Source organism: Candidatus Omnitrophota bacterium (genome assembly GCA_018830005.1).
In the GTDB taxonomy this organism is placed as follows: domain Bacteria; phylum Omnitrophota; class Gorgyraeia; order JAHJTE01; family JAHJTE01; genus JAHJTE01.
This window is the reverse complement of record JAHJTE010000004.1, coordinates 64582-85201: the sequence shown is the minus strand read 5'-3', so window position 1 is coordinate 85201 and position 20620 is coordinate 64582. Positions and strand designations below refer to the sequence as shown.

Here is a 20620-nt window from a genome sequence, read left to right as displayed (position 1 = left end):
TGAAAAAAAGAAATGAAAAGCCGAGAAAGAAATGAACGCAATACTTAAGCGCTACAATATTTCATATATGCCTAATCTAGATATCCCAAGATTTTGGAAGATGTTTCGTCGCTATAATCGTGCTGTTATAAAAGAAAAAAGAGAATGTGAGAGAGTAGGTATTGGGTAGACATTTTAGGCAAGCGAATGGACACTATTTGGACACCAAGGCAAGTTGAGAGAGAAACAGTTAAAGAGACTATTATTGTAACTCATTGATAATTAAGTAGGTGCAAGTTTTGGGCGATTAGCTCAGTCGGTTAGAGCAGCTGGCTCATAATCAGCGGGTCACAGGTTCGAGTCCTGTATCGCCCAAGTAGATAGATAAAGATTCTCACTTTGTGTTTAATAAACTTTAGTCTAGGAATTTTAGGGGCGATTGGCTCAGCTGGTTAGAGCGCTGCCCTCACATGGCAGAGATCACAGGTTCGAGTCCTGTATCGCCCAGGTTATTTAGCACGTTAAATCAATGAGGTATTTACTAGTTTTTAATTATATTCTTTTAAATGACTGAGAACACTTCTATAAAGGAACAGATTAGGAAACTTGTCCAACTTCAGAAACTTGATAGTCAGATCCTTAATTTAAAAAAAGAAAAGCAAGATAAGCCAAAAGAGCATGCAGAGCTAGAAGAGCGATTTAATGCCAAAAAGCTCAAGGCCGATGAGATAAAGAAGGAAATAGAGACGCTGTTGCTTAAACGCAAAGATAAAGAGCTAGAGCTTTCTTCAAAGGAAGCGGCAATAAACAAATCGCAACAGCAGTTATATACATTAAAAACAAACAAAGAATACACAGCTATGTTAAAAGAGATTGAAGGCCTAAAGGCAGATAAATCTGTTATTGAGGATGAATTACTCGTAAACTTCGACACTGTGGATTCAAAAAAAGACGAACTTGCCAGGGAGACTGACAATCTAAAGTTAGAAGAAGAAAGGTTACATAAAGAAGGAAAGGTGCTTAATGATAGGGTCACTGAAATTGATCAGGAATTGGCGACATTGGATAATAAACGCAAAGAGGTCGTTTTAGACATAGAAGAGAAGATCCTTTCAGGTTATGAAAAGGTCTTGGAAAATCGTGCTGGTTTAGCCATTGTTCCGGTAAAGAATGATACTTGCCAAGGCTGTTTTATGAGTGCAAGGGCGCAGGTTATTAATGAGATAAAAATGTATGATAAGATTATTACCTGTCAGATGTGCACTCGTCTTTTGTATTTAGAAGAAGAATTAGGAAACTAATAGTGTTTCCAAAGAGTTAGAGGGGAAGAAGCCTTTTGGATGATTTGTTTAAGAATACCGCCGTTAAAAAATGCCGCAGTTCGATATTTGAAGCATTTATCGATGGCGCCTCAAGTGGTAATCCTGGACCTGCGGGTGCGGGAGTAGTAATCTCAAAAGGCAAACACACAGTTAGAAATTTATCTAAATTTATCGGTACTGCTACTAATAATGTAGCTGAATATATGGCGTTAATTTTCGCCCTGCAAGAACTTCTTAGTTTAAAAGCGAGAAGCATTGTCATAAATACCGATAGTCAACTATTGGCAAATCAGATTAAAAAGAAATTTAAAGTAAAGAATGATACTTTAAAGATCCTTTATTTAAAAGCACAGCGGCTTTGTTCTGAGTTTGATGAAGTTAAGATTAACGATATTCCCAGAGAGCAAAATCGCGAAGCAGATAAACTAGCAGTTAAGGCAATTAGAGAACAGGCAAAGATGGTTGCTCCGGCCGAACAGGCTGGAGAGGAAAGTCCGAGCTCCAGAGGGAAACGTAAGAGGTAATACCTCTCTTTCGGATTTTATTCCGAAACGGATTGGGTTCGTCAGAAATTGATGAACTTGTTCGCCCTAGGCGGAAGAGCCACAGAGACGAGTAAGCTCATATTCAGTTCGCTGACTATGAGTTGATGTGAAACGCGGCAATCTCTACGTGGAGCAAGGTCATATAGGCCCATTACTTGGAATCTCCCGTTCCAGTTAGTTTGACTATGGATGGGTGGGTAGACCGCTAGAGTCGCTAGAGTAATCTAGCAGACAAGATGAATGACCATCAAAATCATACAGAACTCGGCTTATTTGCCTGTTCCTAATTTTTAAATTACGCGTTAAATAAAAGGAGATAAAAAATGTCAGGTCATTCAAAGTGGGCGAGTATTAAACATAAGAAAGCAGCTACTGATGCCAAAAAAGGGCAGGTGTATACAAAGTTAATTCGCGAGATTACTTGTGCTGCGCGTGAAGGTGGCGGCAATCCGGATATAAACATAAGACTGCGAGCTGCTATGGCAAAAGCCAAACAGGCCAATATGCCTCTTGATAATGTAACCAAGGCAGTCAAAAGAGGTACAGGCGAACTTCCTGGGATAAGCTATGAGTCTGTTGCCTATGAGGCCTATGGACCTTGTGGTGTGGCTATTATCATTCAAACACTTACGGATAATAAAAATCGTACATCAGCCGAAATTAGAAATATCCTTTCTAAGAAAGGCGGTAATTTAGCGGGCGCAGGTTCAGTGAATTGGCTCTTTTCAAAAAAAGGGTTTATTGTAGTCGATAAAAAAACAATAGATGAAGACAAGCTTCTCACTATTATACTTGAGGCAGGGGCTGAGGATTTAAAAGGCGAAGGCGAAAAATATGAAATTACTACTCAGCCGCAGGATCTTGAGGCTGTAAAAAAAGCGCTTTCTGATAAACAGATAGCTTTTGAAACATGCGAAATTACAATGTTTCCTAGCTCGATGGTTAAAGTAAATGATGCCCAGATGGCAAAAAATATACTAGCCTTGGTTGAGGCCCTAGAAGATCATGATGATGCGCAGGGGGTCTATGCAAATTTTGATATCCCTGATGAATTGCTAGATAAGGCTGTAAGTGATTAGATGAAGATACTTGGAGTTGACCCGGGGCTTTATATATCAGGCTATGGTCTAGTTGACTGGAATAATAGAGAGCCTATTTTAATTGAAGCCGGCATTGTTAAAACAAGAAAGGATGATAAAGTCGAAAGGCGACTGCAGTATATTTATCGCTCTATGCTTAGTTTAGTAAATAGGATGAAGCCTCAGGCTATAGCCCTAGAGAAGCTTTATTCGCATCATCGTCATCCGACTACATCTTATGCACTCGGACAGGCCCGAGGATTAATTTGTTTGATTAGCGCTCAATTGAATATTCCGCTTTACGAATACCCTTCAACACGCATAAAAAAGGCAGTTATTGGAAGGGGGAGGGCGAGCAAAGAACAACTGCAAAAAGTAATACAGCAGTTTTTAAAAATAAAGGATACGCCTAAATATTTTGATATTACTGATGCCTTAGCAGTAGCAATAACACATGGCCATACACTTAAGGGCCTTGGATGATGGGTATAATGATAATATGATTGCTCAAATTTGCGGGAAAGTAAATCAGATAAAAGATAACTCTTTGATTATTGATATCAATGGTATTTGTTATGAGGTTCTGGTTCCAATGACAATTTTGCAACGTATCGTTAAGTCAATGCCGGAAGATAAGATATTGAGTTTAATCACCTATCATTATCATCAGATTGAGCCATCTCGCAGTGTGCCAGTATTGATAGGTTTCTTGAATAAACTTGAAAGAGATTTTTTTGAGCAGTTTATTACAGTTTCAGGCGTTGGTCCAAAGGCAGCAATTAAGGCCTTAAATAAACCAATTTCAGTAGTTGCGCGGGCAATTTATAATGAAGACACGAATTTTTTGTTAGGCTTGCCGGGTATTGGCAGGCAAAGGGCAAAAGATATTATTGCAAGGCTTCAGGATAAGGTTGGCCGCTTTGCCCTCTTGCAGGACGATGCGGTTGAACAAGCTGAGAAAAAGCAATGCGATTATGAAGAAGAAGCATTACAGATTTTGGTGCAGTTGCAATACAAGAAGCCAGTAGCTAAAGAGATGCTGAAGAAAGCGCTTCTGCGCTCCCCAGAGATAAACACCGCCGAAGCATTACTTAATGAGGTTTATAGACAAAACACAAAAGATGCAGAATCCACAAGATAATATTAAAAATGTAATTGAGGCTTTGATCTTTGCAAATGGGGGTCCATTAAAGATTACCCAGATCAGAGAGGTGTTGGGCAATGTGGATACGGATGAAATACGTAGTTATATTGCGCAGTTAGAGACAGAATACGAGAAAAGAAATAGCGGAATTCAAATAGTAGAAATTGCAGGTGGCTTTCGAATGTCTACTAATCGAGAATTTGCCTCTTTTGTTAAAAGTCTTTATAAGAGTAGGCACGTAGAAAGGCTTTCCGGACCTAGTTTGGAGACACTAGCGATTATTGCCTATAAACAACCCGTAACAAGATTAGATATTGAGTCATTGAGAGGTGTAAATGTTGATGGTGTAGTAAGGACACTCCTGGAGAAAGGCTTAATTCGTACTGCAGGAAGGAAGGATTGTCTGGGCCGGCCTTTTCTTTATGCAACCACGAGTGGATTTCTTGAGTATTTTGGTCTTAAGTCTTTACAGGATTTGCCACCCATCGAAGAATTCGCTACTATGAATCCACAGCCACAAAACGTAGAAGAGACATTGAAAGATTTAGAAGTTAAAGAAGAAGGAGAAAGTAAGCCTATCAGCCAGGAGCCAGTTGCTGATGAAGGCTAAAATTTTCCCCGCTTTGCTAAAGTTTTTTAGCAGGCTTGTTAGAAGAGGATAATTATGGATAAGATGAGCATTAAAAATTTAAGAAAAACTATTGACTCTATAGATAAAAATATCTTACAGCTTTTGAATAAAAGGGCCAACATGAGTTTAAAAATTGGAAAGGTCAAAATCCATAAAGGCACGAGTATCTATGCTGCGGATAGAGAAAGGGAAATCCTGAAGAGGCTGTCTTTAATGAATAAAGGCCCTATGACTAAGAGCGCTCTTGAGGCTATTTATCGTGAAGTAATGTCTAGTATGCTTGCTTTAGAGAAGCCTATTAAGATTGCATATTTAGGACCAGAGGCAAGTTTTACTCATTTGGCAGCAATTAAAAAGTTCGGCTCTCAGGTGGATTATATCGGTGCAAGTTCTATAGGTAACTGCTTTGCTTTAGTGGATAAGGCTGAGGCAGATTATGGAGTAGTGCCGATCGAGAATTCCATTGAGGGAGCTGTTTCCCATACCATGGATATGTTGACAGAAACGGATTTGAAAATCTGCTCTCAGGCCCTATTGGAGATCTCCCATAATTTGCTTATGAAATATCCTAACTCAAAGATCAAGCGCATCTATTCTAATCCTCAAGTGTTCGGACAATGCCGTATCTGGCTACAGACTAATCTTTCCAAAGCAGAGCTTATGGAGGTTTCAAGTAGTTCAAAGGCGGCTCAGATTGTTTCTAAGGAAAAAAATGCTGCATGCATTGCTTCAACCTTGGCAGCAAAAATTTACAATTTGAAGATAGTCTCTAAGGCAATCGAAGATAGCCCTCATAATATGACCAGATTCTTGGTAATAGGTAAAAACGATGTTTCTCCAACAGGCAACGATAAGACATCTGTTGTTTTCTCCATTCAAGACAAGGTCGGGGCTTTATGCGATATGTTGGTTCCGTTCAAAGAAAATAAGCTCAATCTTACGAAAATAGAATCTAGGCCTTCCAAGAGAAAGGCCTGGGATTATTATTTCTTTCTTGATTTGGAGGGTCATCGCGATCAAGCTAAGGTAAAGAAGGCCTTGAATGCACTAGCTAAAAAGTGTAAATATTTAAAGGTTCTTGGTTCATACCCGGTCTAGAATAAAGACTAGGTAAATAAACAAAAAATAAACATGAGTTTTGTTAATCCAAATATAAAGGGCGTAAAGTCCTATGTCGCAGGAAAATCCATAGAGGAATTAAGCCGCGAATCAGGCCTTGATGCTAAACGCATAGTGAAGCTTGCATCAAATGAGAATCCGCTGGGTTCTTCACCAAAGGCCAAGGCTGCAATAAGGCGCAAGCTTAAGGATATCAACCGCTATCCTGATATGCACTACTATTTCCTGAGAAGGAAATTAGCGTCGAAATTCAAGCTTAACATTAATTCAGTTGTAGTTGGTAATGGCAGCGATGAATTGATAGACTGTGTTATTAAGGCCTTTAGCAGGGTTGGTGATGAGGTAATTTCAGCAAAAATTACCTTTTTGGAATATGAGATAATTAGCAAAATAAATGGCCGTAAGTTTAAGGCCATCAAATTAAAAGATTATTGCTATGATTTGAAGGCAATACTTGCTGCTATAACTAGTAAAACCAGATTAATATTTATAGCCAATCCCAATAATCCGACCGGGACTTATGTGAATGCCCAGGAGGTCAAAGATTTCATTAAAAAAGTTCCCAAGCGAATTGTAGTGGTGTTTGATGAGGCCTATAATGAATTCATCGACGTAGGAGATTTTCCTAAGACCTTAAAGCTTATCGGTAACAATAATATTATCATACTACGTACTTTTTCTAAGAGCTATGGCTTGGCAGGGTTAAGAGTTGGATTTGCCCTGGGAAAATCATCTCTCATCAATATTATGAATAAGGTCAGACAGCCTTTTAATGTAAATTCTTTAGCGCAAGTGGCTGCGACTGCAGCTATTGATGATAAGGCGTTTTTGGCTAAGACAAGAAGGTTAGTATTGAAGGAGAAGAGATTTTTGTATAGCAATTTCAAACAGATGCAGATTGACTATATACCTTCAGTGGCTAATTTTATTTTGATTGACATAGGTAAAGGAGCCAGGAGAATTTGTAGATATTTGCTTGAGAAGGGAATAATCTTAAGAAGCATGGCAGGTTATGGTTTATATGATTCTATCCGGGTGACAATTGGTACACATGCGCAAAATTTAAGATTTATAAATGAATTAAAACATATGAGGATGAGATGATAATTGTCCTAAAGCCAGACGCTACAAATGAACAGATTGAACATATCCAGCAGCGTATTAAAAAGCTGGGTTTGACGCCAATGGTCTCTAAGGGAACACAGCGTACGATTATTGGTGTAATCGGGCCTGAAGATGTATTAAGGGTTACGCCCTTAGAGGTGTTTCCAGGGGTAGAGAAGGTCCTTACTATTCTTGCTCCTTATAAATTGGTGTCGCGAGAATTTAAACCCGAATCTTCAGTAATTGACTTAGGAAAAGGCGTTAAGATCGGAACAAAGCAAATTATACCTATAGCTGGACCTTGTGCTATTGAAAGCAGAGATGTGTTAAAGGCAATTGCTAAGGAAATTAAGGCTTCCGGCGCAAAGGCTTTGCGCGGCGGTGCTTTTAAGCCACGCACTTCACCTTATAGCTTTCAGGGTCTAGGTGAAGATGGCTTGAAATTACTAAAAGAGGTAGGGGAAGAGTTTGATTTAGTAACTGTTACCGAGGTCATGGATCCTCGTGATGTTTCTCTTGTGGCTAATTATGCAGATGTATTGCAGATCGGCGCAAGAAATATGCAAAATTTTAACCTTTTGAAAGAGGTGGGTGCAACTCGCAAACCCGTAATTTTAAAAAGAGGTATGATGTCTACGATTAAGGAATTCCTGATGTCAGCTGAATATATTCTTGCGGGTGGAAATTTTAACGTCATACTTTGCGAGCGGGGAATTAGGACCTTTGAGGACTATACGCGCAACACCTTGGACGTTTCCTGTATTGCTGTAATTAAAGACCTATCGCATTTGCCCATTGTCGTTGATCCTTCGCATGCAAGCGGTAAATGGGGCATTGTGCCTGCACTTGCCTTAGCTGGAATCGCTGCAGGTGCTGATGGTGTTTTGATTGAAGTGCACACTAATCCTGAAGAGGCCCTTTCTGATGGTGCACAATCTTTATTACCGGGAAGATTTAACGAACTAATGCCTAGAATGAGGGCTGTAGCAAAGGCAATTGGTAGGCAAATTTAAAATGTCAAAGAAGAAGATTAAGTTTAAAAAGGTGGCAATCATTGGCGTTGGTCTTATCGGCGGCTCCATTGCCCTTGCTTTGAAAAAGAGAAAATTGACTTCTGAGGTCATTGGGTTTTTTCGCAAACAAAGATCAGCAAGAAATGCCAGGAAATTAAAGATAGTAGATGCTGCTGCGTTTAGTTTTAAGCAGGCTGTGTATGAAGCAGATCTTATTGTACTGGCGACTCCAGTCGGGGTTATAAAGGAAAGCTTAGCCAGGATTATAAATTTTGCCAAGCCAGGTGCAATCTTGATGGATGTAGGCAGCACTAAGAAGGAGATTGTGGATTTAAGTAGCAGGCTCCTTTCAAAAAAAAGCATCTTTTTTGTTGGTGCGCATCCATTGGCTGGCTCGGATAAAAGCGGCCTATCGTTTGCAAAGGCAGATATGTTTAAAGATTCGATTTGTTTTCTTACTCCAACTAGAAAGACGAATAAGGCAGCTTTAGGAAAGGTGAAAAAGATCTGGCAGTCTCTCGGCGCCAAGATTATTATTACAGATAGTCGTAACCATGACCGAATAGTATCAATGACGAGCCATCTACCCCACATGATTTCCTTTGCTTTAATGAATTGCCTGTCTTATCGGGATTTATCTTTTTCTGGGAATGGCCTCAGAGATTGTACGCGACTCGCATCTTCTAGCGAAAAGATCTGGCGGGATATATGCTTAAGCAATAAAAGCGAAATATTAGGCGCCATTAAAAGGTTTAAAGAATCACTTTCTCTTCTTGCAAGGTTGCTAAAAACAGGAAGGTCTCGTCTTCTTCAAGCATATTTTAAAAAAGCAAAAAAAAGACGTGACAATCTCTAAATTGAACAAAACCCGCCCCAGAAAACCCAATCTCAAGGTTAAAATTATCACCATTGATGGTCCTGCTGGTGCTGGAAAAAGCACAGTAGCTAAACTTTTAGCGAAAAGGTTAGGCTATCTTTATTTGGATACAGGGGCAATGTATCGGGCTCTAACCCTGGCAGGCTTACGGCAAAAGGTCAATTTTCTGGAAAAGAAGGCACTTATACGTGTTGCCCGTAAGGCTCGTATCCAGCTTGTGAAAGGCGCTCGTTTTAGTTTAGATGTATATCTAGATGGCAAGCTTATTAATAGACAGATAAGAAGCCCTTTGGTTAGTTCCTTAGTTTCTTTTATTGCCTCCATAGGAGCAATCAGGCAGATTATGGGTAAATCACAGCGTGCTATGGGCCAGAAGCAAAATTGTGTAGTGGAAGGTAGAGATATCGGCACAGTAATTTTTCCCGATGCGTTTGTAAAGTTTTACCTTGATGCCTCTTTAGGCGTGCGAGGCAAACGCAGGTTTAAAGAACTGAAGATGAGAGACCCCTCAGTTTCGTGTCAAGATGTTAAAAAATCCATTCAATGTAGAGATAGAAACGATTTAACTCGAAGTTGCGGTCCTTTAAAAAGAGCGCATGATGCTATTTATGTTGATACTACAAGGCTTAGCATTAGCCAAGTGGTGGCCAGGTTGCAGGAAAAGGTTTTAAAGAAACAGTCTTGTAGCAAAAAAAAGAAAAACAAAAAAACAAAAAAATATTCTTGAAGTTTTATTCTTATACGACGCCATTAGATTATGGATAAAAAACTAATCAGAAATTTTTCCATTATTGCTCATATTGACCACGGAAAATCAACCCTGGCAGATAGAATACTAGAAATAACTAATGCGATTGATATAGGGCATAGTACTGATCAGGTATTGGATGATATGGAATTGGAGCGAGAGCGCGGCATTACAATTAAATCATCAGCAGTGCGCCTTAATTATAAAGGTAATGATGGTGCTGATTATATCCTCAACCTTATAGATACCCCTGGCCACGTTGATTTTACGTACGAGGTTTCTAAATCTATTCATGCCTGTGAGGGAGCTGTTTTAGTTGTTGATGCAACTCAAGGCGTTGAGGCACAGACATTGGCTAATTTTCACATAGCCAGAGAGCGAAACGTTAAGATTATCCCGGTCATAAATAAGATAGACATTGTAAATATAGATTTAGACCTAGTTCTTTCTCAAATGGTAGATATTCTAGGCTTTAAGGAAGAGGAGATAATTTTAGCTTCAGCAAAAGAAGGCACTGGTGTTAAAGAAATTCTAGATAGAATTGTTAAGGACGTTCCGGCACCTCAGGGTAATGCAGATGAGCCGACTCAGGCATTGATTTTTGACTCTTTTTATGATACTTTTAAAGGCGTTGTTGTATATGTTAAGATTGTAAACGGCTCACTAAAGCCTAAAGACAAAATTATATTAATGCATGAACAAAAAGAATATGAAGTAGAAAGCCTTGAGATTTCTACACCTGACTCATTAGAAGTTGATTCGCTTTCTGTGGGCGAAGTTGGTTCTTTGACTGCAAATATACGTCAGGCAAAGGATATTACTGTAGGCGATACAATAACTTGCCTTGAAAAAAAAGCAAAAGAGCCCTTGGCCGGATACAGAAAGATAAAACCACTTGTTTTCTGCGGTATATATCCGGTTAATGCCAAAGACTTTGGTCTCTTGCGTCAGGCCTTAGAAAAGCTCCATCTTAATGATGCCTCATTTGTTTATGAGCCAGAGAATTCATCTAGCTGCGGCTTTGGTTTTCGTTGCGGCTTTCTCGGTCTTCTTCATATGGAGATAGTTCAAGAGAGGCTAGAAAGAGAATATAACCTGGATTTGATCTTAACTGCCCCTAATGTTGTTTTTCGCTGTTTTACTAAAAATAAAGAGTTGGTAATTGTTGATAATATATCTAAATTACCAGAGCCACAAATGAGAGAGAGAGTTGAAGAGCCATTTATCAGAATGCTCATAGTATCTCCCAAGAAATTTATGGATAAAATATATGAACTCGCTAAGACCAGAAGAGGGATTTACAAGTCGAGCGAATATTTAGGCGAAGAGAGATTGGAATTGATTTTTGAAATGCCGTTAGCTGAAGTGATAGTTGATTTTTACGACCAGGTTAAATCAGTTACTAAAGGATATGGTTCTATTGATTATGATTTTATCGGATATCGCCCTGGAAGATTAGAAAAGTTAGATGTCATGATTAACGGCCAGGCCTTTGATAGTTTTTCACAGATCGTGCATAAGGATAAGGCTAGTCAGCTCGGAAAGAAACTGGTAATGAAGCTTAAGGAGTTTATTCCCAGACAACTTTTTGAGATCAGGGTGCAGGCTGCTATTGGTTCCCATATTGTTGCCTCAGAAAGACTGAGCCCTTTGGGAAAAAATGTAACTAGTAAATGTTACGGTGGTGATATTACCCGTAAACGCAAACTTTGGGAAAAGCAAAAGCAGGGAAAGAAACGCCTTAAACAATTCGGAAAAATTCAAATACCGCAAGAGGCATTTTTGGCAGCAATAAAGATACGTTAAGCAGATCTTAGAGAGTATAAATTACTAATAATCTAACTACGAGGTTGAGCAATGGCGAAAAAAAAGACGAGGAAAAATTCGGTTAAATCTGCAAGAAGAGAGTGGATAGAGGCAATTATTATTGCGTTTATCTTGGCATTGATTATTCGTACCTTTCTTTTACAGGCATTTAAGATTCCCAGTGGTTCAATGATACCAACGTTAAGGCCAGGTGACAGGATTTTGGTTAACAAGCTATTTTATGGTCCCAAGATACCTTTTTTAGGAGCAAGACTTCCGAGGTTAAAAGAGTTAAAAAGGGGGGAAGTAATCGTTTTTATCTATCCGCCCAGTGCAGGTAAGCGTAATTTTGAATCATTTAAGCAATACCTAAATGATGAAACTTCAGGACTTCTCTATAGACGGATGCTATCATTTTTTAAGGATACGCGAAGTAAAAGTTATATCAAGCGGCTGATTGGTTTGCCGGGCGAGGCTGTCCAGATTAAAAACGGCGATATTTATATCAATGATGAACTTGTTGAGAATAGCAGGATAAGGGCCAACACATATTTCAATGAAGGGCCCTATGGAGGGGCGGATCGAATAGTTGATATCCCTGATAATTCTTATTATTGTCTAGGTGACAATAGTAGCTCTTCGCGCGATAGCCGTTATTGGGGGTTTGTTAATGAAAGATTCTTAACTGGAAAGGCATTTTTGATTTATTGGCCACTTAATCGTATGAGGATAATCAGATAATGAGATATGCAAATAAGATATCTGCATTTAGAATTCTTACTATACCATTTTTAGTCGCTACTATTCTTTATTACACTCCGCAAAAAGACTATTTAAGGGTAATTGCGCTTGTTATTTTTTTCCTAGCAATTGTCTCTGATGTCCTTGATGGTCTCGTGGCTCGTATATATAAAGAAAAGACAAAATTAGGGCCTATTCTTGATCCTCTGGCGGATAAATTGCTGCTAATGAGTGCTTATATATTTTTATTTGCCAGAAGGGAGTTTTTTTTGGTTAAATTGCCGCTTTCAGTTGTGTTAGTTGTGATCAGCCGCGATGCAATTATACTCCTGGGAACATTTTTGATTTTTCTTGTACGCCAAGATATAAAAATCATCCCGACCTCCTGGGGTAAATTAACTACTTTTTTTCAGATGTCCACAATTGTAGTCATACTGCTTGAGTTTAAATATTCACATTTCTTATGGAATTTGGCTATTCTATTTACTGTTATTTCCGGCATTGATTATATCCGTAGAGGATTCAATCTATTTACTTTAAATGATGATAATATTACTAATCATAAGTAGTTATTTATTAGGTTCTATACCTACTGCTTATTTGTTGGGTGTGGTTCTAAAAGGCGTTGATATTCGCAAGCTTGGCTCTGGCAATATTGGGGCAACAAATGCATTTAGGGTTCTTGGCAAATCAATAGGTATTACTGTATTGTTTTTTGATGTGTTTAAGGGGTTCTTTGCTTCAGCTGTTTTAGCTTCTGGCGTCTACCCTTTAGTCATAAGCAGGGATGTCTGGAGGATAATTCTTGGGATGATTGTGATCATCGGCCATATCTGGCCGGTATTTTTGAGCTTTAAAGGAGGAAAGGGGATTGCTACAACCTTAGGAGTGCTTTTGGGGCTTATGCTTTCGATCAGTGATTTAAGGCTTGTTTTACTTATTAGCGTCTGTGTTTGGACTGTTATTTTTCTATCAACTGGTTTTGTCTCTTTGGCATCTATTTCTAGCGCCATAGTACTTCCAGTAGCAACATTTTTCCTAGTAGATTCAAGAGAAATATTTACTTTTTCTCTCATTGTTGCCTTTTTTGCAATAATTAGCCATAAGTCTAATATTTATAGGCTGTTAGGTAAAAAGGAGGGTAGGGCAAAATTGCCTTGGTTGAGACGTTGACGTAACCCTCTTTATGTGTTATACTTAGAATAAGATATTTTTTTATGTACTTAATAAAGACTTTAAAAAAGTTTCCTAAATACCTAGAGGCAAGAACAATGAAAGAAGTTCTTCTTAAAAACATTTCATCAATAGACAAGAGACGCAAGCTATTTTCAAGTTGCGTTATAAACCAGGGCAAGGACTATATCACCACGACCAGGAGAAAATATATCTATCTCGTCAAGAAAATCAAGCATTCTTATAAGAAGAATTTCCAAACACACGTCTTTATCAATAAACAGCGAGATAGCAGGAAGCATATGCAGAAATTCAACTGCCTGCTTAAAGGTGCTTTCTATGCCTGCGGTACAGATTGCTTCTACTTAATTAGGTATGCTCATTCCTTAGAAGTTGAACGCAAAATTCTCACCATTTAGCTTTCCCAAAAAAAGATAAATTTCTCCTTGACAGAATCTATAAGTCTGTGTACAATAAGGACTTTGTGTAATCTGCCCCTGTAGCTCAGTAGGTAGAGTACGTCCTTGGTAAGGACGGGGTCACCGGTTCAATTCCGGTCGGGGGCTATAAGTGCGGCAATATAAATTTTATGCGTGAAAATATTACATTACAATGTAGTGAATGTCGACGGAAAAACTATACATCGACAAAAAATAAAAGGCTTCATACAGAAAAATTAGCGCTGAAAAAATATTGTAATTTTTGTCGTAAACATACTCAACACAAGGAAATAAAGTAATTGCAATTTTTATGCCCCAACGAAACTGGGGGCGTCCGTTAACTGGCTAAACGGCGGGTCTCCAAAACCCGAACTGTAGGTTCGAGTCCTGCCGCCCCCGTTAATTAAAATCATTCATTATGGATTTTATATTTGCGAATTTTTCTAAAATTTTCTTTGGCATTGCTGGCGGTGTCTTACTTTTTTTTGTTATAAAAAACTTCGCAAAGGTAGCAAAGTTTCTTCTTCAGGTGCGCACCGAGTTGGTCAAGGTTTCCTGGCCGACGCGAAAAGAGGTTATGGCTGCAACAGTAATAATCCTTGTATTGACTGGATTTTTGACAGCTTATGTAGGTTCAGTTGATTTGGCGTTATCAAAAATTTTGAGCATTTTCCTAAAATGACGACCCTAGATATCGGTTTTTGAAGTGAGATTATGAAGAAGTGGTATATTATCCATACGCAGACAGGTTCGGAAGAGAAGGCCAAGAAAAGCCTAGTGAATAAGATAAAAACTGCAGGACTTACTGATTTAATTTCCGAAGTTCTTATCCCCACTGAGCAAATCTCTGAAATCCGCGCTGGTAAAAGACGTGTTTCGCAAAGGAAGTTCTTTCCAGGTTATCTCTTGGTGCATATGGAATTAAACGACAATACCTGGTTTTTGATTAAAAACACTCCTGGCATTACAAGTTTCATCGGAATGGGCAGAAGGCCTTCAGCCCTTAAGGAAAAAGAGGTTGAGTCAATACTGTCGCGCTCTCGCGATTCTGAGGTTAAGCCTAGTCTTAAGGTAATTTTTGAAGCAGGTGAAGCTGTAAGGATTGTTGACGGCCCGTTTATTAATTTTAACGGCACTATTGATGAGGTACAGCCTGAAAAAGGAAAACTCAAGGCAAGTGTGTCAATTTTTGGTCGCGCAACACCTGTTGAACTTGAATATTGGCAGGTAGAGAAAGTTTAACGTAGGAATAGTATTAATTGGATTGGAATAAGTGATGGCAGTTAAAAAGAGAAAGATTAAGAAAAAGATTATTGCCCAGGTTAAGTTACATGTTCCGGCAGGAGCAGCTAATCCTGCGCCTCCAGTAGGTCCGGCCTTAGGTCAACATGGTATAAATATAATGCAGTTCTGCAAGTCTTTTAACGATATTACCAAGGATAGAGAGGGTTTGATTTTACCGGTAGTGATCAGTCTCTATGAGGATAGGACATTTGACTTTATTATCAAAAGCCCGCCTTCATCGATTTTACTTAAAAGGGCCTGTAATTTGGCAAAGGCTTCAGGAACAGCGGGAAAGGAAAAGATCGCCACAATCTCCAAAAAAGAAATTAGGGATATCGCCAAGCAGAAGCTAAAGGATTTAAATACAAGTGATATTGACACAGCAATGAAGATTATCGAAGGCACGGCACGTAGCATGGGCATAGCTATTGATAGCAAGGCTTAAGATGAAAAAAATAAGCAAGAGGTTAAAAGAGGCTCATAAGGAAATTGAAAAAGGCAAAACCTATTCAATTTCAGAAGCCATCTTGAAGATAAAAAAGCTGCCAAAGGTAAAGTTTGATGAGAGCCTTGATTTGGCAATAAGTTTAAGTATTGATCCTAAGAAAACTGATCAGTTAGTTAGGGGTACGGTGGTGCTTCCGCATGGCACTGGAAAGAAAAGGCGCGTGTTAGTGTTCTGCAAAGGAGAAGCCGAGGCCGCTGCTAAAGAGGCAGGTGCAGATTTGGTCGGTGCTGCCGAGCTTATAGAAAAGGTGGCTAAGGGTTTTCTGGATTTTGATTGCGTAGTCGCTACACCCGAAATGATGAAGGATGTAAGTCGGCTTGGGAGGGTTCTTGGTCCGCGCGGTTTAATGCCTAGTCCAAAGACAGGCACAGTGACTAATGATATTAAGGGCATAATTAAAGAATTGAAGGCTGGAAAAATTGAATTTCGCGTAAATAAACAAGGTGGTTTGCATGTAACCATTGGCAAGGCCTCATTTCCTGAAAGCTCTTTAGAAAATAATTTCAAGGTATTTTTTGATGCCCTCAATCAGGCTAGACCGAATACACTCAAAGGGCAATTTATTAAATCCTTATTCATTTCAACCTCTATGGGGCCTGGATTTAGGCTAAAAGTATAATATGTTAAAGGTAGCTGAAAAACCAACTAGAGTAGGTTATATTTATCGAGACGCGATTGTAAACAAATTAAATGCTGCTTACGAATCGCATTCAAGTTTAATTGCTGTAAATCTCAATAAAGTAAACACGCGGGATTTAATTCAATTGCGCAAGAGCTTAAATGATAAGGCCTCCACATTATTAATAACCAAGTTATCGCTTTTTAAGAGATTTCTTAAGGGGATAAAGAAGGAAAAATTGCTTGATGAGTCTTGCACTTGCGCAGGCCTGGTATTTGTCGGCGATGATATCGTTGCTACTACAAAGGCGCTGGCAGAATTTGTCAAGGAGCATACGGAATTTAAGTTATTGGCCGGTATCTTAGATGATAAAGATATCTCAAGTGCGGAGCTTGCGGATATTGCAAAACTTCCTGGAAGGGTTGGGCTAATTGCAAAAGGGGTTATTGCAATGAAGTTTCCCTTAATAAAGTTTAGGGCAGTTTTAGAGCAACTTACGAGAAAGCTATTACTTTGCCTGATTTCTGCAAAGGAACAAAAGCAAGTAAAAGATAAAAAGGTTGAAGTACAAGATAAAAAAGAAGATAGACAGTAACGGTTAATTATTCAAGGAGGACGAAAGATGGCTAAAGTTGAAGACGTTATCAAAACTATTGAAGGCTTAAGCGTTCTTGAGCTTTCAGACCTGGTAAAGGCATTAGAGGATAAGTTTGGTGTTGCGGCAATGCCTGCGATGGCCATAGCCGGGGCTGCTGCGGGAGCAGCTGCTGAGGAAGAAGAAGAGAAAACGACGTTTAACGTTGTCCTAACAGAGGTTGGTGCAAACAAAATTCAGGTCATTAAAGAAGTTCGCGTCTTAACAACCCTGGGGCTTAAAGAGGCCAAGGACCTTGTGGATTCAGCTCCTAAGCCGGTTAAAGAAAATGTCCCTAAGGATGAGGCTAACGAAATCAAGAAGAAGCTCGAGGCAGTAGGGGCTAAAGTAGAATTAAAGTAAGATTTCTCTGGTTTAACAAAAACAAAATTTTACTGTAATCAATTTCTAAACTATGAAAAAAACGAAAAGTTTCGGAAAGCTAAAAGAGATTTTTCCTATTCCTAATTTGTTGGATGTACAGCTTGAGGCCTATAATAACTTTCTCCAGATGGAGGTAAACCCTCGCAAAAGAAATTCAGTAGGACTACAGGAAGTCTTTGAGGAAATTTTTCCAATTCAAAGCTACGACAATAAATATCAGTTAGAGTTTATATGCTACACAATAGGAAAGCCCAAGTATTGCGTTGAAGAGTGCAGGCGAAGGTCAGTGAGCTATGCTGGCGTACTTAAAGTTAAATTGAGGCTCATTTCTCCTAAAGAGACAAAGGAACAAGAGGTATATTTTGGTGATATACCCCTGATGACTGAAAACGCCACTTTTATTATAAACGGAGACGAAAGAGTAATCGTTAGCCAGATTCAGAGGTCTCCCGGGGTATCCTTTGAAAGCGAAGAACATCCAACGGGAAAAAGTCTATTCTTTGGTAGAATAATTCCCTATCGAGGCGCCTGGCTTGAATTTAAAGCAGATCTTTCAGATACGATAATTGCCTATGTGGATAGAAAACGTAATTTTCCGGCAACGCAAATTTTGAGAATATTCGGATATGCAACTGATGAAGAAATAAAGAAGGCCTTTCCCAGTCCCACCTCAGAATTAATAAAAAACACATTAGAAAAAGATTTTACAAAAACACGCGAAGAAGCCCTCATGGACTTTTACCGTAAATTGCGTCCTACTGAGCCGGTTACGCAAGAAGCGGCTGAGGCGCTCTTTACTCGTCTATTCCAAGATAACAAACGTTATGATTTGGAAAAGGCAGGACGATTTATTCTCAATCGCAAATTAAACCTGAATGTTTCATTATCCAAACGGATGCTGGATAAGGAAACAATTATCTCGGTAATTAATTATTTAATTGGGTTGAAATCAGGAAAAGGTAGCATAGATGACATTGACCATCTTGGTAATCGCCGCGTGAAAACAGTAGGGGAATTAGTTCAAAACCAGGTTCGTATTGGCCTGGCGCGTCTGGAGCGTCTGGTGCGGGAGAGGATTGCAATATTAGGTGATATTGAGAATCTATCAGTGCACCATCTGATTAATTCCAAACTACTTTCCAGTCAGATAAGAGATTTCTTCGGTAGAAGTCAACTTTCCCAATTTATGGATCAAGTTAATCCTTTATCCGAATTAACGCATAAAAGGAGACTTAGCGCATTAGGTCCAGGTGGATTATCACGTGAGCGTGCAGGCTTTGAGGTAAGAGATATCCACTCTTCTCATTACGGACGCGTATGTCCTATTGAGACGCCAGAAGGACCAAACATCGGTTTAATTTCTTCACTCACTATATATGCGCGTATCAATGAAATAGGCTTAATTGAAACACCTTACCGTAGAGTAGAAGCAGGCAAGGTAACGCGGAAAATCGAATATCTGACAGCTGATGTTGATGAGGATAAGATTATTGCTCAGGCAAATGCAAGGATTGATAAAGATAATACCTTTGTTGAGAAAGCCGTCTCTTGTAGATGTAAAGGAGATTTCCCAAAGGTCGAACCAAAAAAGATCCAATATATGGATGTTTCGCCGCGACAGTTATTTTCAGTTGCTACTTCATTAATTCCTTTTCTTGAACACGATGATGCAAACCGAGCTTTAATGGGTTCGAACATGCAGCGACAAGCAGTGCCTTTGCTGTTTGCTGACATCCCTCTTGTTGGTACTGAAATGGAAGGCCGTGTAGCTGTTGATTCAGGAGCTGTAGTAGTCGCAAAAAATAGTGGCCGGGTAAGTTCTGTTGATTCAGAGCGCATTACGATTGGTCGAGAAACGTACAATTTAAATAAATTCATTCGTTCTAATGCCAATACCTGCTTGCGTCAACGTCCGATTGTTAAATTAGGCCAAAATGTTGAAGCCGGCGAGGTTATTGCTGATAGTATGGCAACAAGCGATGGTCAGTTAGCCTTGGGAAAAAATGTACTTGTAGCCTTTATGCCATGGCGTGGTTTTAACTTTGAAGACGCTATTCTGATGAGTGAGAATGTGCTTAAGAATGATCTCTTTACTTCAGTTCACATTGAGCGTTTCGAAGTGGAAGCAAGGGAAACTCGGCTTGGTAACGAAGAGATAACTGCGGATATTCCCAATGTTAGTGAGGAGTCTCGCAGGAATCTAGATGAAAATGGCATTGTCCGTGTTGGCGCTGAAGTTAGGCCAGATGATATTCTGGTAGGCAAGGTTACCCCCAAGACAGAGTCTGAACTTTCACCTGAAGAGAGGCTATTGCGAGCCATATTCGGAGAGAAGGCAGGAGATGTCAGGGATACTTCCCTAAATGCGTCTCCGGGAATTTCAGGCGTTGTAGTTGATGTTCAGATTTTTGCTCGTAAAGAACGCGGCCGCAAATCTAAAGAGGGCAAAAGAAAGGAATTGGCCAAGATGCGCCAGATCAAAGATTACTATGGACAGGAGATCTCCTATATTGAGCAAGAAAAAATAAAAAAACTTTGTCGCATTTTAGGAGTTGATAAGAAGAAACTGCTTAAGATTGACTTAAGCTCTCATGATCGCGCTCAGGCTGTTGCTGAAATTTTCGATGAACAGGTCAAAGTCTTGATTGCAGAACAAGAACAGGAGATCGAAAAGGTAAAACGCGGAGATGAATTACCTGCAGGCGTACTAAAAAGAGTTGTAGTTTATATTGCCATGAAGAGGAGGTTGTCTGCAGGAGATAAGGTTGCTGGTAGGCATGGAAATAAAGGGGTTGTAGCTAAGATTTTACCAGAAGAGGACATGCCTTTTACAGAAGATGGCACGCCAATAGATTTGGTATTAAATCCTTTAGGAGTGCCGAGTCGTATGAATGTGGGTCAGATTTTAGAGACACATTTAGGCTGGGCAGCTCAAGCCTTAGGATTAAAGGTCACCAGTCCGATTTTCGATGGCACCACTGAGGCAGAGATTAAACAGATGTTGTCTGAAGCTGGTTTACCAGAAGATGGAAAGATTACTCTTTATGACGGCCATACAGGAGAACCATTCCATCAGAAGGTGACTGTGGGATATATCTATATGATGAAGCTTATTCATCTTGTTGAGGAAAAGATTCATGCTCGTTCCATTGGTCCTTATTCATTAGTTACACAGCAGCCCTTAGGGGGGAAGGCACAATTCGGCGGCCAGCGCTTTGGTGAAATGGAGGTTTGGGCGCTTGAGGCATATGGAGCAGCATACACCTTGCAGGAAATGCTAACAGTGAAAAGTGATGATGTTACTGGAAGGACTAGGATTTATGAGGCAATTGTTAAAGGTGAACAACGTCTTAAGCCAGGCATTCCTGAGTCGTTCAATGTTCTAATTAAAGAACTTCAGGGTCTTGGTTTGGATGTAACTGTGGGAAAGTCCAAGGCAAATAATTAAACGAATATAAATTGGAGCTGAA

24 protein-coding genes, 4 tRNA genes, 1 other RNA gene and 1 pseudogene are annotated in these 20620 nt (G+C 39.5%); all 30 read left to right on the top strand.

Annotation, left to right across the window (positions count from 1 at the left end):
- The first annotated feature begins 31 nt into the window (after positions 1-31).
- The 30 genes and pseudogenes from KJ593_08515 (at position 32) to rpoB (ending at position 20598) form a co-directional block, all read left to right on the top strand.
- A complete protein-coding gene (locus KJ593_08515) occupies positions 32-169 on the top strand; it encodes a hypothetical protein (GenBank protein MBU2541922.1) in 138 nt (45 codons plus the stop codon).
- 111 nt (positions 170-280) lie between these two features.
- Positions 281-354, top strand: a tRNA-Met gene (locus tag KJ593_08510).
- Between the two features lie 58 nt (positions 355-412).
- A tRNA-Val gene (locus KJ593_08505) sits at positions 413-486 on the top strand.
- A gap of 59 nt (positions 487-545) precedes the next feature.
- On the top strand, positions 546-1280 hold the full coding sequence (locus tag KJ593_08500) for a hypothetical protein (GenBank protein ID MBU2541921.1): 735 nt from the start codon (positions 546-548) through the stop codon (positions 1278-1280).
- Between the two features lie 35 nt (positions 1281-1315).
- Positions 1316-1744: pseudogene (locus KJ593_08495) on the top strand (ribonuclease HI family protein).
- 2 nt (positions 1745-1746) lie between these two features.
- An RNA gene (gene rnpB, locus KJ593_08490) (RNase P RNA component class A) lies at positions 1747-2134 on the top strand.
- 35 nt (positions 2135-2169) lie between these two features.
- Positions 2170-2925, top strand: coding sequence for a YebC/PmpR family DNA-binding transcriptional regulator (locus KJ593_08485; GenBank protein MBU2541920.1), 756 nt, complete (start codon positions 2170-2172; stop codon positions 2923-2925).
- On the top strand, positions 2926-3408 hold the full coding sequence (ruvC, locus tag KJ593_08480) for a crossover junction endodeoxyribonuclease RuvC (GenBank protein MBU2541919.1): 483 nt from the start codon (positions 2926-2928) through the stop codon (positions 3406-3408).
- On the top strand, positions 3380-4066 hold the full coding sequence (locus KJ593_08475) for a hypothetical protein (protein ID MBU2541918.1): 687 nt from the start codon (positions 3380-3382) through the stop codon (positions 4064-4066). The genes ruvC and KJ593_08475 overlap by 29 nt, the downstream gene beginning before the upstream one ends.
- Complete coding sequence (gene scpB, locus KJ593_08470) at positions 4047-4679, top strand: SMC-Scp complex subunit ScpB (protein ID MBU2541917.1); 633 nt, start codon at positions 4047-4049, stop codon at positions 4677-4679. Before KJ593_08475 ends, scpB begins: the two co-directional genes overlap by 20 nt.
- Positions 4680-4742: 63 nt before the next feature.
- Positions 4743-5798 carry a prephenate dehydratase gene (gene pheA, locus KJ593_08465; protein ID MBU2541916.1) on the top strand — a complete coding sequence of 352 codons (1056 nt, stop codon included), beginning with the start codon at positions 4743-4745 and terminating at the stop codon, positions 5796-5798.
- A 33-nt stretch (positions 5799-5831) separates the two neighbouring features.
- Positions 5832-6923 carry a histidinol-phosphate transaminase gene (locus KJ593_08460; GenBank protein MBU2541915.1) on the top strand — a complete coding sequence of 364 codons (1092 nt, stop codon included), beginning with the start codon at positions 5832-5834 and terminating at the stop codon, positions 6921-6923.
- A complete protein-coding gene (gene aroF, locus KJ593_08455) occupies positions 6920-7936 on the top strand; it encodes a 3-deoxy-7-phosphoheptulonate synthase (GenBank protein MBU2541914.1) in 1017 nt (338 codons plus the stop codon). The genes KJ593_08460 and aroF overlap by 4 nt, the downstream gene beginning before the upstream one ends.
- A 1-nt stretch (position 7937) precedes the next feature.
- Complete coding sequence (locus KJ593_08450) at positions 7938-8792, top strand: prephenate dehydrogenase/arogenate dehydrogenase family protein (GenBank protein MBU2541913.1); 855 nt, start codon at positions 7938-7940, stop codon at positions 8790-8792.
- Between the two features lies 1 nt (position 8793).
- Positions 8794-9540, top strand: coding sequence for a (d)CMP kinase (gene cmk / locus KJ593_08445; GenBank protein MBU2541912.1), 747 nt, complete (start codon positions 8794-8796; stop codon positions 9538-9540).
- Positions 9541-9570: 30 nt separating this feature from the next.
- The gene (gene lepA / locus KJ593_08440; GenBank protein MBU2541911.1) at positions 9571-11367 is read left to right on the top strand and encodes a translation elongation factor 4; all 1797 of its coding nucleotides are present in this window, start codon (positions 9571-9573) and stop codon (positions 11365-11367) included.
- Between the two features lie 51 nt (positions 11368-11418).
- On the top strand, positions 11419-12108 hold the full coding sequence (gene lepB / locus KJ593_08435; GenBank protein MBU2541910.1) for a signal peptidase I: 690 nt from the start codon (positions 11419-11421) through the stop codon (positions 12106-12108).
- The gene (locus tag KJ593_08430; protein ID MBU2541909.1) at positions 12108-12677 is read left to right on the top strand and encodes a CDP-alcohol phosphatidyltransferase family protein; all 570 of its coding nucleotides are present in this window, start codon (positions 12108-12110) and stop codon (positions 12675-12677) included. The genes lepB and KJ593_08430 overlap by 1 nt, the downstream gene beginning before the upstream one ends.
- Entirely contained in the window at positions 12649-13281 is a 633-nt protein-coding gene (gene plsY, locus KJ593_08425) for a glycerol-3-phosphate 1-O-acyltransferase PlsY (GenBank protein ID MBU2541908.1), read from the top strand. The genes KJ593_08430 and plsY overlap by 29 nt, the downstream gene beginning before the upstream one ends.
- Positions 13282-13325: 44 nt before the next feature.
- Positions 13326-13700, top strand: coding sequence for a hypothetical protein (locus KJ593_08420; protein ID MBU2541907.1), 375 nt, complete (start codon positions 13326-13328; stop codon positions 13698-13700).
- 74 nt (positions 13701-13774) lie between these two features.
- Positions 13775-13847, top strand: a tRNA-Thr gene (locus KJ593_08415).
- Between the two features lie 23 nt (positions 13848-13870).
- Entirely contained in the window at positions 13871-14020 is a 150-nt protein-coding gene (gene rpmG / locus KJ593_08410) for a 50S ribosomal protein L33 (protein ID MBU2541906.1), read from the top strand.
- Positions 14021-14047: 27 nt separating this feature from the next.
- Positions 14048-14120 (top strand) — tRNA-Trp (locus tag KJ593_08405).
- A gap of 19 nt (positions 14121-14139) precedes the next feature.
- On the top strand, positions 14140-14403 hold the full coding sequence (gene secE, locus KJ593_08400) for a preprotein translocase subunit SecE (GenBank protein MBU2541905.1): 264 nt from the start codon (positions 14140-14142) through the stop codon (positions 14401-14403).
- A 29-nt stretch (positions 14404-14432) separates the two neighbouring features.
- Complete coding sequence (gene nusG, locus KJ593_08395) at positions 14433-14963, top strand: transcription termination/antitermination protein NusG (protein ID MBU2541904.1); 531 nt, start codon at positions 14433-14435, stop codon at positions 14961-14963.
- A gap of 55 nt (positions 14964-15018) precedes the next feature.
- Entirely contained in the window at positions 15019-15450 is a 432-nt protein-coding gene (gene rplK, locus KJ593_08390) for a 50S ribosomal protein L11 (GenBank protein ID MBU2541903.1), read from the top strand.
- A 1-nt stretch (position 15451) separates the two neighbouring features.
- Positions 15452-16132 (top strand): 50S ribosomal protein L1, encoded by a 681-nt coding sequence (gene rplA, locus KJ593_08385; protein MBU2541902.1) that lies wholly within the window; start codon positions 15452-15454, stop codon positions 16130-16132.
- A gap of 1 nt (position 16133) precedes the next feature.
- Positions 16134-16727: a 50S ribosomal protein L10 gene (gene rplJ, locus KJ593_08380; protein MBU2541901.1), complete on the top strand. Its 594-nt coding sequence runs from the start codon at positions 16134-16136 to the stop codon at positions 16725-16727.
- Between the two features lie 27 nt (positions 16728-16754).
- Complete coding sequence (rplL, locus tag KJ593_08375) at positions 16755-17129, top strand: 50S ribosomal protein L7/L12 (protein MBU2541900.1); 375 nt, start codon at positions 16755-16757, stop codon at positions 17127-17129.
- A gap of 52 nt (positions 17130-17181) precedes the next feature.
- Positions 17182-20598: a DNA-directed RNA polymerase subunit beta gene (rpoB, locus tag KJ593_08370; GenBank protein ID MBU2541899.1), complete on the top strand. Its 3417-nt coding sequence runs from the start codon at positions 17182-17184 to the stop codon at positions 20596-20598.
- Positions 20599-20620 lie beyond the last annotated feature (22 nt).